9 protein-coding genes, 1 tRNA gene and 3 pseudogenes are annotated in these 14,891 nt (G+C 40.8%); 9 read left to right on the top strand and 4 right to left on the bottom strand.

Translation table 11 applies throughout. The features are described from left to right. The first annotated feature begins 49 nt into the window (after positions 1-49). The 3 genes from IPJ09_00065 to IPJ09_00055 all read left to right on the top strand — a co-directional run bounded on the left by IPJ09_00065 (position 50) and on the right by IPJ09_00055 (position 2,933). Positions 50-2,380 carry a DUF4838 domain-containing protein gene (locus tag IPJ09_00065; protein ID MBK7369860.1) on the top strand — a complete coding sequence of 777 codons (2,331 nt, stop codon included), beginning with the start codon at positions 50-52 and terminating at the stop codon, positions 2,378-2,380. 180 nt (positions 2,381-2,560) lie between these two features. Further along, positions 2,561-2,635, top strand: a tRNA-Val gene (locus IPJ09_00060). A 49-nt stretch (positions 2,636-2,684) separates the two neighbouring features. After that, positions 2,685-2,933, top strand: coding sequence for a hypothetical protein (locus tag IPJ09_00055; GenBank protein MBK7369859.1), 249 nt, complete (start codon positions 2,685-2,687; stop codon positions 2,931-2,933). Between the two features lie 3 nt (positions 2,934-2,936). Here the strand turns inward: IPJ09_00055 and IPJ09_00050 are convergent, their stop codons facing one another. From IPJ09_00050 to IPJ09_00035, 4 genes are all read right to left on the bottom strand, one after another. Then, on the bottom strand, positions 2,937-3,833 hold the full coding sequence (locus tag IPJ09_00050) for a P27 family phage terminase small subunit (GenBank protein MBK7369858.1): 897 nt from the start codon (positions 3,831-3,833) through the stop codon (positions 2,937-2,939). Positions 3,834-4,016: 183 nt separating this feature from the next. Beyond that, positions 4,017-4,280 carry a hypothetical protein gene (locus IPJ09_00045; protein MBK7369857.1) on the bottom strand — a complete coding sequence of 88 codons (264 nt, stop codon included), beginning with the start codon at positions 4,278-4,280 and terminating at the stop codon, positions 4,017-4,019. Beyond that, on the bottom strand, positions 4,252-4,446 hold the full coding sequence (locus IPJ09_00040; protein MBK7369856.1) for a helix-turn-helix domain-containing protein: 195 nt from the start codon (positions 4,444-4,446) through the stop codon (positions 4,252-4,254). Before IPJ09_00040 ends, IPJ09_00045 begins: the two co-directional genes overlap by 29 nt. A gap of 207 nt (positions 4,447-4,653) precedes the next feature. Continuing rightward, positions 4,654-5,931, bottom strand: coding sequence for a site-specific integrase (locus IPJ09_00035; GenBank protein ID MBK7369855.1), 1,278 nt, complete (start codon positions 5,929-5,931; stop codon positions 4,654-4,656). 743 nt (positions 5,932-6,674) lie between these two features. On the opposite strand from IPJ09_00035, the gene IPJ09_00030 reads away from it, so the two are divergent. From IPJ09_00030 to IPJ09_00005, 6 genes and pseudogenes are all read left to right on the top strand, one after another. Further along, positions 6,675-6,887 carry a hypothetical protein gene (locus IPJ09_00030; GenBank protein ID MBK7369854.1) on the top strand — a complete coding sequence of 71 codons (213 nt, stop codon included), beginning with the start codon at positions 6,675-6,677 and terminating at the stop codon, positions 6,885-6,887. Between the two features lie 57 nt (positions 6,888-6,944). Then, the gene (locus tag IPJ09_00025; GenBank protein MBK7369853.1) at positions 6,945-8,102 is read left to right on the top strand and encodes a DUF2236 domain-containing protein; all 1,158 of its coding nucleotides are present in this window, start codon (positions 6,945-6,947) and stop codon (positions 8,100-8,102) included. 314 nt (positions 8,103-8,416) lie between these two features. Next, positions 8,417-9,044 (top strand): annotated as a pseudogene (locus IPJ09_00020) (RNA polymerase sigma-70 factor). Positions 9,045-9,135: 91 nt separating this feature from the next. Beyond that, positions 9,136-9,885 carry a FecR domain-containing protein gene (locus IPJ09_00015; GenBank protein ID MBK7369852.1) on the top strand — a complete coding sequence of 250 codons (750 nt, stop codon included), beginning with the start codon at positions 9,136-9,138 and terminating at the stop codon, positions 9,883-9,885. A gap of 87 nt (positions 9,886-9,972) precedes the next feature. Next, positions 9,973-13,369: pseudogene (locus IPJ09_00010) on the top strand (TonB-dependent receptor). An 18-nt stretch (positions 13,370-13,387) separates the two neighbouring features. Then, positions 13,388-14,891: pseudogene (locus IPJ09_00005) on the top strand (RagB/SusD family nutrient uptake outer membrane protein).

The raw sequence follows: 14,891 nt of genomic DNA, 5'->3' as shown, positions 1-14,891 counted from the left end.
ATTGTTAATTTTGCGCTTTCTATTTAATTTTTATAGTAATTATTTTTCCATGAAAAAAATCTTGTTTGTACTTTTTGCACTCGGATACCTGATTTCGTGTAAACAACCCTCTCATGATCTGATCATTTCGCAAAATAAGACCTCCACCTATAGAATCATATATGGTGAGAAAGCCTCCGATAGCCTGGTAAAAGCGGTAACAGATTTTAAAAATCATTTAAACATTATCACAGGAGCCGAGCTGCAGGCATTCGCAGATATTGTAGGTCCTCAACCTAATGAAATCCTGATAGGTAAAAGCAATCGCACGACTAAATATGACAACAGTATACCCTACAATGAACTGGGTGGTGATGGCTATTTTGCAGGAGCCCGGGGCGACAAGTGGATTATCACAGCAAATAACCCCACCGCCCTTACCCAGGCCATATATGATCAACTAACCAGAATGGGGTCCGTCAAAGTAGTAGAGACCATGACCCAGTATAGCCAAAAAAATCCGTTGGTGATCCCTGCTGACCAGGACCTCGTATTCAAACCAACCTTCAGTTATCGGCAAGTCATAAGCACATTTGCTAACAACGCAGATTATCGCGCCTGGAACCGGATCAAAATCGATAACCTAAAGGACTGGGGCACATGGGAATATTCTATGGAAAGAATTTTCCCCTCTGAATCATACTTCAAAACTCACCCTGAGTATTATGCTCAAATCGGATCGTCTAAAGTGCCCGATCAAATCAACTTCTTGTCCCCGGAGCTAAAACAAGCTTTGGACAAAAATCTTGAAGTATGGACTATGACCAAGGGTAGGGCTGACTATTGGTCTATAAGCCCATATAATAATAATATCGTGAGTGAAGACAAGTTGACTCAGGATGCGATCAAAGAGACCGGCAGTGCGGGGGGAGCCCTGTTAAAACTGGTCAATGAGGTGGCTGACAAACACCACGAAAGAATCCATGCCATGTGGGTAAATGGTCCTTATCGCCAGGCTCCTACCAATATTACTCCAGCCGGCAATGTGATGGTAGTCCTGGATACCAAGGATACTGACCATGGCTCCTCTTTAGGCGAAGGACCTAAAAATGAGCAGTTTAGGACGGATCTAGCCGGATGGAAAAAACTCACATCCAATATCGTGGCGATGATACATGTCACCAATGAGCAGAACTTTATGATGCCATTCCCTAATCTGACTGCTATGCAGCAATCATTCCAATATCTTGAAAGCCAGGGAGTTAAAGGGGTGATTATTACCGGAAGTTCACAGAGAGGTACTGCACTCACCGATCTCAAATTTTATGTTGCCTCCAATCTGGCCTATAATGCTCATCAAAATCTTGACTCCCTGATTTGGCAGTATTGTGACAATACCTATGCTCAAGGTGCTAAATCGATGCTGGGGTATGTACAGGCTCTGGAGAAAGCTTACCAGGGAAGTAAATCGCCCTTGCCTATGGATGCGAGTCCAGCAGAAGCCTACAGATCCTGGCTTGCCCCGACCAATATCAATCAGCTCTATTCTTATTTTAATTCTGTGATCAATGCTGCTCAGAATAACTCTGATCTCAAAGAGAAAGTAGATCGGGATCGTCTGTCGCTAATCTATGCTCAGCTGCAGGTAGCTAAAAGTATGGGCACCAGGACTTTTGGTTATTTTATGAATATAGGTGCATTATCCCAACTTATAAAAGCGGACCAGCCCAATGTAGTGGCAAAGAGCGAAACAGAGTTATCTAACCGAAGACCTGAGTGGGGACCTATTCAGGGCATGAAAGACCTGGTCAATCAATTTGTCACTGATTGCGATCGAATGGGCATCCGGGTGATCGATCGGGATGGCACTACTCCAGCTGATTTTCGCGACCAGATATTGCAATACATAAGTCAAAAAGTACAGACCCACCTTGGCTTTAAACAAGGCACTTTTAGTTTTAATGCCTCCCCCGATCCGGAGTTTGGCGACGGCGATGCTGCTATGCTGAATGATGGAGTGATCGGTCTGCCCGAAGACCCCAGGTCCAATTGGGTTTCTTTGTCCGGGGGCGAAGGAGAAGTCACCTGGGACAAAGGCAAAGACACCCTCATGTCCAGTGTGGAAGTACGTTTTCTACAAAATAAAGCTGCGAGGGCTTGGTTGCCCACCCAAGCATCACTGCTCATCTCTGTGGATGGTCAGAACTTTAAGGAGGTCAAAAAAATATCCATTCCGGGCACCTCAGCAGCTAGCCAGGTTTATGCCGCTAATTATAATTTTGGCCGGCAATCCGTTAGATCTATCAAGGTAAAGACTGTCGGCCGGGCTGTTTGCCCTACCGACCATAAACTGAGTGGATCACCAGCTGTAATCTTGATCGACGAAGTTGTAATAAAATAATCAGCAATTTTTACAAGTCCATATAGTGTGATCAAATAATTCTCTATATTTGCCCCTCTTTAAAAGGGAGTTTAGCTCAGCTGGTTCACCTACCTGGCGGCAGGCAGTGAGCATCACAGAGCGGATTTCAAAAATATAATGGTCAAAGCATAAGCGTTTTGCCTCGAAAATAAAAAAATAGGGAGTTTAGCTCAGCTGGTTCAGAGCATCTGCCTTACAAGCAGAGGGTCGGCGGTTCGAACCCGTCAACTCCCACTTGATTATCAAAGGGTTATAAGGATTATTCTTTGTAACCTTTTTTTATTTGCAAGCAAATTTGCAAGCAAAGCGAGTTATTTCATCCTTATTATTAAATAAATTAATTATGAAGATCTTATCCATTTTATTAATTGGGCTGGGTTGTTTGTTTATTGCAGGCAGCTTTGTGATGAGTGCACCGCAACAAGCAGCTATGGCAGGTGTGGCCTGTTTTATGGGAATACTTGCACGAATAGCACAGGCAAGTGCTTATAGATCAGAAGATAAATCAGAAATAAAAAATATTGTCAGTTAAAAGTTAAAAATCCCATTTCCCACTACCTCTTTTCTTCACAATACCAGCTGGATCCTGAATTTTTATCTTTCCAAGTGCAAGAGGGGTAAGGCCATACTTGTCTGAAATTGCAAGTATGTTTTTTATTGCCCCCTGCATGATGCTGATGGCCGGGTGCTTTTTACTTACTTTTCCATCCCGGGTACTCTGCAAGATCATGATCCCATCCTTTTGGATCATCTCCAGGCAGGATGAATAGATTTTAAACTGAATACAATACATTCCAATGAAATGGAGGCTAATGGGCTGCCCTTTGAGGTATTGCATTCGATTTACACGATCTTCGATTCTCATCAAAGGATTAGGCAGTTTTAACTGCAAAGCCTTGTCATAAGCTTTTAGTTGATGCTGATAGCCCGTTGACTGAAATCCTATTGCCTCTCCTTTCTCCGAATTAAGGCTTCCAAATGGCTGCCGCCTATGCATCAGCAATGATTGGCTCAAAAAGGGCAATACTGGCTGATCCCGGACTAAATTTACTCCGTACTCAATGTTTTTAACCTTCCAGTCATTTAGTGGTATTTTCAAATCAATTTCAATTTTAGTCAGCTCGGATTGTAGCAGGCTCCAGGTCAATCTTTGTGCGTTGTTGCCATTCATTGCTGCTTTATGAATGCTTCCTCTCAGGTTAAGCCTCCAAATCGATTTACCGGCCTTGATTGATTCTATGACCTCCAGGTTATAACTTTGATAGTTGGCCCAATATTTATAGCTTTCAGAGCCATCATCATACTGTCGTGACCTTGACCTAACTTGTTCGCCACTGTCGACATTGATAGAGGTCATAAGATCTATGCCGGTCGACTTTTTCCATTCATAAATATCATGAATTTTGGTTGTGGCTTTGATGCCATCAATCATAATCAAAAAGGGTTGGAGTAGGCTTTGGCCTGAGATTAGGATTCGTAGTATACTTATTGACCAATCGTTTTGTGATACTACATATCCCTTTCTTGTACACAGAAATGGTATTGTTTAATCTCATATCCCGACAATACCAGCAAATATTGGCTCTATCGAATCCACGTTTGACAGAGACCTCCTTCATGGATGATGGCTGTTCATAAAAGCTCTCAAAAGTGGCCTTGTACTGATCCTTATATTGCTTATCTTTGCAGCTTTTAACCGAAGTGGTGCCTTACTACTATCTGGCTGAATAGATAACTTCTCATACAATTTTTCCAACTTTAAATCTAAATCAGCTATCTGGTTTGAAATTATCTCGAAAGGGTTGATATTCATATCTGGTTTCATAAGTGCGTAGTTTTTTTGAGCCATTTTAGTTATTATACCTTGAGAATAATTCATCTATTTGCTTCTTATCAAAGAATAGAAGTTTTCCAAATGGTTTATTTCCCTTTAACTTTCCATTCGCAAGCAAATAGTAAAGATGTGATTTTGAGATGCCAGTATACTCGGACAACTCATTGAGATTCATTATCTCTTTGGTCATAATTGTTTTATTTTTCATCATTTATGATATATTGATTGTGGCGAATATCTCTTGATAGACTGGATTGATATCATATTTTTTTATGATATGTTTGGACCTATGCCGATATCACCCAATAAGACAGAAAATGAAAATAAGTTTGCAGTCACGAAAGGATGAATCCAATCGATTTTTAGTCTAAGGCCCATGCAAGCCCCTTCATAGCACCATGCAAGCCCCTTAAAGCTCTTATGAAAATAAATTTGAATACAATGATTCAGCTGTTTCCTTTCTTTCTTCATTAAGGAATCCGGCCATGTAGCTCTGAGTAGTCTTTGGGCTTGAGTGCCCTAATGCTTCCTGGACAAAAGCGATTGACTTCCCTTCCCTGATCAAGCCAGTGGCGAAGCTATGCCTTGCATAGTAAGTGCTAATATCCCTGGTCAGGCCGTTGTCCAATGCCAGCTTCTTGATGTGCTGATTAATAAACCGGGTGAATGCCTTAGTCTTGATATGCTGCTTTGTGGCTGACTCCAATTCATTGATGAAAGGAAATACTAGTTGTTTAGGATTCGTGCCTGGAATGGTCCCATACTCAGCCAAAACCATGCGCGTAAACTCATTTAGAAATACTTCAATCTGTTCCGGTTGGCTATCGGTGTTTCTGGTCTTGATTCTCTCAAAAGTGAAGCTTTCTTTTCCAATTTGTCCATATCTCAAGTAAAGTATATCCTTGATATTCATCCCATTGCACAAGTAAGAAAAAAACCAAAAATCCTTGGCCTTATGTTGTTGAGGGGTCTTTGGTTCAGCCCTTAGTAATACCTTGAGTTCATCAATGCTTAAGGCCTTTTTCACCTTCCTACTGCCTTTAAATTCATATTTGCCTTTACCGAATGGGTGAAGTGATCGGTCAATATCTCCTGAATTGGCAGCCTGGATAAATATCGCTCGTAAGGCTCTCAAATACATGGATATTGTAGTCCTGGACATACCTTTTTCAAGCATGTATATTTCATATTGGAGTAGCCATTTAGTATTGACTTTGTCAAAGGCTAATTTATCAACGGATCTATCTTTGAGATGTACCAGGTACTTTTTGATAGAATCGCGGCTATTCTGATACCAAATAGCGGTGCCTATTGCGTTCCGGTTTCTAAAATTCCTGATGCGTTCATCATACTGCCAGAATACATTTTGTCCATCACTAGACTTTCTGGAAAGCTTAACTTCATAGGCTTCAAACGTAAAAGGCTCAAGATCTTCCAAATCCTTTTCAGCTTTTTTGACCAGGGCTTGCATTTTCTCAATCGTCGATTTGTAGATAGCCCGGGGCTTGGTAGTCTCCCAAATGCTTTTGAACTCTCCCGGGGAAAATGAAAATGAAGTACTGTAATACTTAGCTCTCCTGGTTGGTTTGTAGTAGATGCAGAGCTTTACCGGAAATGTACTGTCTTGCTTGGCCTTCCTGGTATCCAGTTTGAGTGAAACGGATACAATGGAATCTGAAGATGATTCTTGACTCATTATCTTTTATGCTTTGAGGTACTAAAATATCCATTTGCAAGCAAATTTGCAAGCAAATCCACTTAAAACCGCAAAATATCACAAAATTCAATTACCTCATTTTCAGTACATTCGATCTGACAATCAAAGAGATACTCAAAAATACTGATCATAATTTAGTTAATTTTTCTGCCTTACAAGCAGAGGGTCGGCGGTTCGAACCCGTCAACTCCCACTTGATTATCAGATGGTTATGGGGTTTTCGCTTCATGACCATTTTTTATTTGTTCTTATGTCTCCCTTTATTTGTATACTGAACAGTCCTGCTATTCAGCGATTAAATATTGGTGAGACCAGCCATTTTAAAGGTATCTTATAACAACATCCGCTACATGAACATGCCACCAATTGTACACTTATCGCAGAGATTGGAGGATAAAATGTTTGGATCATCGTCAGGCCTGGTCATTGAGGCTAAGCTGAAAAATGAAATCTAAAAAATATTTTGAAAACCTGTTTCAAAACCCGGATTTACAACATGAGTATCAGGAGCTATTTTCGGGAAGCATAGTAGGGATTTGGCTTTTAGTGATGTCTTCGTCAGTGCGCCCAATCGCTATAGGGACATTCAACCTTTATTTGATTATTAACGGGCTACGATTGGTTACTTTTTTTAATTTGACCTATAGTTTCAATTTGTTTAAGTCCATCATGACGAAATTAAAAGATATTATTGTAAATTACAGGTAACCAAATTTCTGATTATGATGACCAATGCTTCCGATCCAGTTTGGAATCATATTAACCTCAACGAACTGAGGCACATCATGGACCCAACTGCCGACCAAGCTATTGAAGAAGTGTATCGCAGTAAATCCTTTGATCAATTGCGCACCCAACTGCAAAATATGGCAGAAAATGATGATCACGCAAAGGCCGATATGCCACCTGCACTGCACAGTTTTCTACAAAAATGAATTGAAACAGACATTTACTGCAGAGGATATTGCCCAGTTTGAGCTAGCGCGCGAAATATGGAAAGAAAATGCTTCGTTATTTATTTTTTCATTGTTTTCCGGTCCCTACCCTACACGTATGCCGCTGAAAAACCAGCCAATGTACTCCGGCTCACTAAGCTCCTGGAATTGCACCCCGACAGGAGAATATTTGAGACGGCACAGTTTATCTTCGATGTGATGGATCGTGATTGGTGGATGCCTGAAAAGAGAGGCATTCTCACAGCATTGAAGATCAGGCTAATGCATGCAGCAATGCGGTACAATCTACTCAACAATCCGGAAGGAGAGCCTTGGAACAAAGAAGCTTGGGGCATGCCTATCAGCCAGGAAGATCTGATAGCTACTAACCAGGTGTTTTCTCTCGAGTTTTTGAAAGGAATGGAAATCATGGATCAGCCCCTATCAGAACCCCAAAAACAAGCATGGTACTATACGTGGAAAAAAATAGGCAGCATCATGGGGGTTCAAAAAGACTTACTCTGTGAGACCTATCAGGAAGCCTGGGATCTGCAACATACAGTGTACAATCACTTGTTTACTGATGATATACTCGCCGGCATTGCCTTGTCTAAAGCGCTGGTCACCACACTGGATACATTTATGTTGAGTGAAAAATTTATTCTGCTATTAATGCGCCGAATGATTTTTGACGATGCTCATCCTGACATATTCTATAAAATTTTGAGCCCTACTTATGGAGAGAAATACATTGACATCTTTCAACGACCCGGCTTGGCGACAGATCCCGATCATGAGATGCAATTGCACGAACAATTCAAAATAGAGTTTTACGAACATTATCAACGGGTAAAAAACCATATAGGTAGACAACCTCTAAAGGCTGAACCATTACCGAATGGAAAGAAAAACATTTTGGAGTCAAATCTGGAATTGCAGGAAGATTTAATAAATGAAATGAACAAACCCGGACTGACCCCTGATTTCCTGACCGTTCAAGCCAAAGCGATGCGCAGTATAGGAGGCATCATGGTAGGTCTGCTATCCGATTATTTCAGAGAAAGTAAGGGAGCAAATTTTAGGATCCCAAAGGATCTGAAAGAGCATTGGGGATTACTAAAGCCGACCTTTTCCATACCTGACTTTTTATTGAAAGGCATTTGGAGTAAAATCTTCAGCTTTTTTAAAAAATTATTCTTGGTAAAGGAAAAGTGACACCTTACATTGAATTTGGGTTATAATTTGATTTATTTCGGATCGCCCCCTAAGATTATTCCCCTCTTTCGGGGCCCATTTACGCTGCTATCTGGAAAGCCCGGTGCCTAGAATTAAGGTCGTTAAAAAGAGATATTTCCTGCCAAATCTTGATGTCTGTTCCAATTTAAGGTTCAAGCCGGAGGTTAAATTTTCGATTAGTTAAGGATAATTTTCCAGCATTAATGTTATATTTAAACTTGCTAAATACTTTGAATTAGATCCCAGACTAAGTTTTACAAATCATAAAAGTCTGTTTTCTGATGATTTTGGAAATGAAAAACCTACCAGAACATATAATAAGGTCTGACTTTGACCTGCCAACTACTTCAGTTGATGAGGATATCAGAACTGGCAGAACAGTTTCAGAACAATTTATCCATACCCTTATGGTCAACAATCCTGCGAAAGGATGTGAACTTTTATTTCGAAGATACCACAAGATCTTGTGCAACCACGCTATACGTTTTGTGTATTCCAAAGAGATAGCAGAAGATATAGTCAGTGAGGTATTTTGCAGATTGTGGAAATCTAAAGCCTATGCCAATATCACTACATCCTATCGGTTTTATTTAATGCGTAGCGTGCGCAATGAAGCTTACAAACTATCTAAAGACAGAATTCCATAAGACAAATCGTGTAGAGCTACCTGATACCATTCAATCAGGAGACCATCTGAGACCCGATCAGATGGCTTATATGGAGGAGATCACCGGACGCATCCAGAGACTTATCGAAGGGTTACCACCGCAGTGCCGTAAAATCTTTTTGCTGAGCCGATATGAAGGAAAAAAACAACATATTATAGCTGAAGAATTGGCGATATCAGTCAAAACTGTTGAGGCCCATATTGGTAAAGCACTTGCCAGCCTCAGATCGGGCCTAAAGGATTATTGGGTTTAAAATCACTACTTTTTTATAAAATTTTTAACTAAGACTAAGGGTATTTGCTAAAAAACTTGTCTATTATCCTTAATAAGCACCTTTAAAAGGCATGTCGGATTCTATCAGTAAAGAATTAATATTTGATCATTTCAATCATAAGACTACTCCTATACAAAGGAAAATGGTTTATGAATGGCTGCAGCATCAGGAGCATGAAGAGCTTTATTACGAATGGTTAGAAGAATTGGAGCACACTCATGTATTATATGTACCCGATACGACTAAACATTCACATCAATACACTCAATTCCTGGCAAAAGACTCATCAATAGACATTAAACGAAGTGTACAAAAATTGGCGTACCCTAAGCCAAGTCACGTGTTTGAATTCAAGCGGTTTACCGCTGCTGGTATTATAATATTGATTTCAATTTCGACCTTCCTATTGAGAGATAAACTTCAATACAAAACCTACAATGCCAGTTTTGGTGAAATCTATTCTTTCGTACTCACTGATGGTACTGAGGTCACGCTGAATGCCAATTCTTCTCTGCGACTTTCCAGGTTAAGTTTCAATCGACCTACCCGTGAAGTCTTTTTAAATGGCGAAGCAAAGTTTTCGGTAGCTCACAAGAAGGACAACACCTCTTTTCTGGTCAAGACAAGCAATGATTTTGAAGTAAAGGTTCTGGGCACCGAATTTGAAGTATATGCCCGACGCAAGGACAGAAAAGTTGTTTTGAATAAAGGAGAGGTTCAACTTCAATATCTCGAAGGCACTGAACAAAAACAAATATTGATGCATCCCGGCGATCATTTTGAGCTGGACCAACGGACCAGCAGCATACAAACTTTCTGAGCTATTGGATATAACAGTTCTCAAAGAAGGCAACCATGTACAACTTATTGAAAAATAACTATTTAGTATGATATTAAACCTTTAAATATGAAACTCAATTTACGATTAACTTCAAAATTGGCTATGACGCTGGCTTTCTGGATTTTAATTAATTATTCAGGATGGTCTCAAATCATGGCAATGGCACAAGCCAACCACCAAACTGAGCCAGAAACCTATAAGGTCCATACGCTCAAAGAAGCTTTGAATGACCTGAAAGATCGATATCAGGTAGAAATTATGTACGAAAGAAAAACTATCGATGGATTGACCGTATTACCAGGCATGCTGGATAATGCTCAAAAAGTTGAAAAAAACTTGAAAAACCTTTTACAACCCCTGGGACTCAAGTTTAAAAAAGTAAACAAGAGCTCCTATTTAGTGATCGCAGATAAATCATACGGGATTCAAGAATTAAACACTGTAGGTTTTCAACCATCCATTAACAGACAAAATTCAGGGAGTTTTGGTAGCGCCGTACCTCGTTTGATGAATCAGATTCATGAAATAGAAATGGTCGACCGTCCTATCAATGGTAAGGTCATCGATGCGGAGACTGGTGAAGGTCTGCCCGGAGCATCCATTATCGTAAAAGGTACATCTCAAGGTACTACCACAGATATTAATGGTGATTTCACCTTAAATGTACCTGATGAAAATACAGTTTTAGAAATTTCTTATGTAGGGTTCATCACTGTGGAACTGGCTGTAGGCAGTCAGAGCCAGGTAACCATTAACTTAAAATCCGATGCCCAGGCACTTTCAGAAGTAGTGGTGATCGGATATGGTGAACAAAGAAAGAGTGACCTGACCGGTGCCGTAGCTTCGATTCAGACCAAAGACATCACCAGGGCCAATCCTACAATGGCTGCAAGAGCTATCCAGGGGCAGGTCGCCGGAGCTACAGTCACCAAAAACGACAATCGACCCGGTTCAGGATACAGTATCACTATCAGGGGTGAAAACACTATAAATAATTCAACCCAACCTTTAGTCGTAATTGACGGGATAATGGGTGGGGATCTGAACACACTCAATCCAAACGATATCCAAACTATGGATGTATTAAAAGACGCTTCCTCTACTGCTATCTATGGCTCTCGCGGAGCGAACGGGGTGATCATCGTCACGACTAAGAAAGGTGCATCCGGCAAACCACGCATCAGCTACGATAGCTATATAGCCTCAAGACAACCTGCACATGTACCCAGGCTTATGAATGCTCAGGAGTTTTACAAATCTATGTATACCGATAGAATCCTGGAGGGCGCGACACCTGCTACCTTTACAGCAGGTGAGCTGGCTGTAATAGAATCTGGTCAATCCACAGACTGGGTTGATTTAATCACCAAACCAGGATTGCAAACCAGCCAAAACCTGAGTCTATCCGGAGGCAATGATCGAACCACTTATCGTTTTGCGGGAGGATTTTTAAGTGAAGATGGAAACGTAAATATACCGGTTTTAAAAGATATAATCTTAATGCCGGCCTGGATAGCAAAATAGGTCAAATGTTTAGGGTTGGATTCACTTCTTACCTGACTTATAGTGACCTTAATGTTGGCTCTCAGGAATCACTCCGGGGGGCATTCCGTGCACGACCAAGTGGACTACCCTATTATGATGATCTGCTCAACCCTACGGAGAATAAAGACCTCAATGTCAATGGCTATGCCGTATGGATGGGCATCAATGATAAACAGGTGCCTAACCCGTTACTCGATATTGATCCGGCTATTTCTAAACTTCAAACCACCTCTTTAGTCGGCACAGCCAATACCTTTGTTGAGTTTAGTCCTGTAAAAGGTTTGAGCTTCGCTCTTCAATATCTGCGTCTTATGGCAATAACCGTATGGGCGATTTCAGAGGCACCTGGTCTAAAGCGCAAGTGGGCAAAAAACCTCGTGCTCAGTACGACAGTGGTATACAAGGCAATTACACCATTGATAATATAGTGAATTACGACCTGGCAGTTTCCAAACACAAAATTCACTTCACAGGATTACAAAGTTCCTTCTATCAAAGAAATGAAGCTTACAGAGTTTTTGTCACCGACCTTCCCTACGATTCAGATTGGTACGCTTTGAATACTGCCGGTACCATCAATACCATATCCAGTTCTTTGGCCGAGCGATCATTATTATCTTATATGGGTAGAATCAATTATTCCTTTAATGATAAATATTTATTGACTTTGACCGGTAGATCGGATGGGGCTTCTCAATTAGCACCAGGCAATAAATGGGCTTTTTTCCCATCGGTCGCTGTGGCCTGGAGAGCCGGTGAGGAACAGTTCATTCGCGACTTAAATCTGTTTTCAAACTTGAAGGCAAGAATCAGCTACGGCGAAGTAGGCAACTCTACGGTCAATCCTTATAGTACTCAAGCAGGTTTGCTTAATACAGGATACGATTTTGGTGGGACCGCGGCATATGGATTTGCTCCTGCTAACCTGGGTAACAAAGATTTGCGATGGGAACGCAGCAAAGAATTGAATCTGGGCTTGGACTTTGGGTTCTTCAATAACCGAATCGCAGCTTCTCTTGAAGTATATGACCGAAAGACAGACGATTTAATTCTAAATCAAAAGATACCAACAGTGACCGGTTTTTCTGATGTCATTGCCAATGTGGGAAAAATACAAAACAGAGGGGTAGAATTAACTTTAAGTACAGTCAATATCACAAAAAGTAATTTTAGCTGGAGTACCAATTTCACATTTACAAAAAACAATAATGAATTGCTCGAATTGTATGGAGACGGCCAAACGGTCGACAAAGGCAATAAACTTTTTGTAGGCTATCCGATCCGGTCAAACTTTGATTACGAATTCGCGGGGATTTGGCAGACAGCGGATAAAGAATTGGCAGCTAAATACAAACAAGTACCCGGAGCTGTGAGAGTGGTGGATCAAAACAATGATGGGATCATCTCCTCTTCCGATGCGATTGATGACAGAACTATCCTGGGTTCTGCACTTCCAAACTATTTAATGGGAATGACTAATAGATTTAACTACAAAAGCTTTGATTTCTCCTTTTTTATGTACTATAGAAATGGATCTCAGTATTACAACAGTACGCTTAGTGGGACTTTTGGAGATCTAGGTGGTACCCGATACAATAGACTTGCTACCTTAGATTATTGGAGAAGTGACAATCCTTCAAACACCTATTTTGGAGTTGCAGCTGCTAATCCATATCGCAATTCTATCAATTACCAGGATGCCAGCTTCTTGAGAGTGTCCGATATTACTTTAGGATACACCTTGCCATTAAACCTGATGAATAGATGGAAACTAGCTGCCGCGAGAGTATATACCCAGGTCACCAACCCATTTATATTCACGAAGTACGATGGTTTTGATCCAGAATTTAATTCAGCTATTTATCAAGATGATCTGCCCTATATGAATTTGACTTTAGGTGTGAACATCAGTTTTTAACCGAAAAAATATTAAGAAATGAAATTAATTTATAATTTTCGATATAAGACCTTCCTCGCTGTACTATCCTTAGTATTAGCTACAGGATGCAAAGACGATTTTTTGGTCGAAAAATCAGTAACTACTCTGACTACAGATGTATATTATCAAACCGAAGCAGGATTTGAAGATTTAGTAAAATCATGTTATCCTTTATTGCGGAATATCCATCAAAGTCGATCTTTGGTATTACATGGCACAGACATCTTCTCAGCATCGGGCGGGTGGTCCTCACCACTTTCAACTAATGGTCCCTCGATAGATCTTTATGATGTAGGTTTTAATGCTTCTCTGCTAGACATCCAAACCCTTTGGACCCTATTATACAAAGAGGTTTCAAGGGCAAATACTGCCATATCTGTTTCTGAAAATATCACTTCTATGGCTGCTGCCTTGAAAAAAAAATACGAGAGTATCTGAAGCAAAGTTTTTGAGATCCCTGGCATTTTCTATTTGGTACAACAGTGGGGAGATGTACCAATTCCTTTAAAAGAGACGACTGCTGCGACCAAAGAAGCTGTACGTACCCCTTCTGCAACCATTTATACCCAAATCATAACCGATTTATTAGACTGTGAGTCTAAACTCCCGGCGACTGCAAGCGATTATGGACGCATCACCAAAGGAGCTGCTCAGTTTTTATTATCCAGAGTATATCTGACCAGGGGATGGAATTTTAAAAATACTTTGGGTGGCTCCAACGCTGATTTACCAGGCTGTCGTATATGCAGACAAGGTCATTGATGCTTACCCCAATGATAGCTAATTACAAAGATTTGTGGCCTAAACATTCTGAAAATCCATTGACACAATACAAGGGGTACTCCAGAACGATAAAAACTCTGAGGTTGTCTTTGCGGTACAATATAGTCCTACAGTATTGACGAACAAAACGGACGCTGCCTTCTCTGCAGATGCAGCCGGTGGAAATGATCTCCATTCTCTATTTGGAGGCAATGGAGAAGGCTACCCTGGTTCCAAGGGTAGAACGACTGATTATAACAGGCATTTGGGTAAAATTATAGCTACTCCGGCTTTATATCGACTATTTGACCCACAATTAGATTCAAGATATGATCATAATTTCGTCGAGGTCGGTTATGCCCTATCACCAGTAAAAGATTTAAGGCCTATTCCAACCAATTCAAGCCTGAAAGTCAATTTGGCCATGGGTGATACTACTTGTTACTTTCGACCTGGAATAACCCAGCTACCTCACTTGATGACCGAGGTATCGATGTCGGCGGCAAAAGAAATTATGCAGTAGTCAATGTAGATGAAATAGGCGGAGCTTATTTTATGCAGTCAGGCTTTGCACCTGGTGAGAATCCGATGATGTGGAAATTTTGGGAACCCAATATCCCGTATGGAGATGCTGGAGGGACCTTTGACGAACCTATATTCCGCTCTGCAGAAGCTTACCTTATCGCAGCAGAAGCCATTGTAAAAGGAGCCAAAAACGGCAAGTTAGGTGGTGCTGATG

It is taken from the genome of Saprospiraceae bacterium (genome assembly GCA_016709995.1).
Taxonomy (GTDB): domain Bacteria; phylum Bacteroidota; class Bacteroidia; order Chitinophagales; family Saprospiraceae; genus JADJLQ01.
This window is presented reverse-complemented; position numbering and strand designations above follow the sequence as displayed.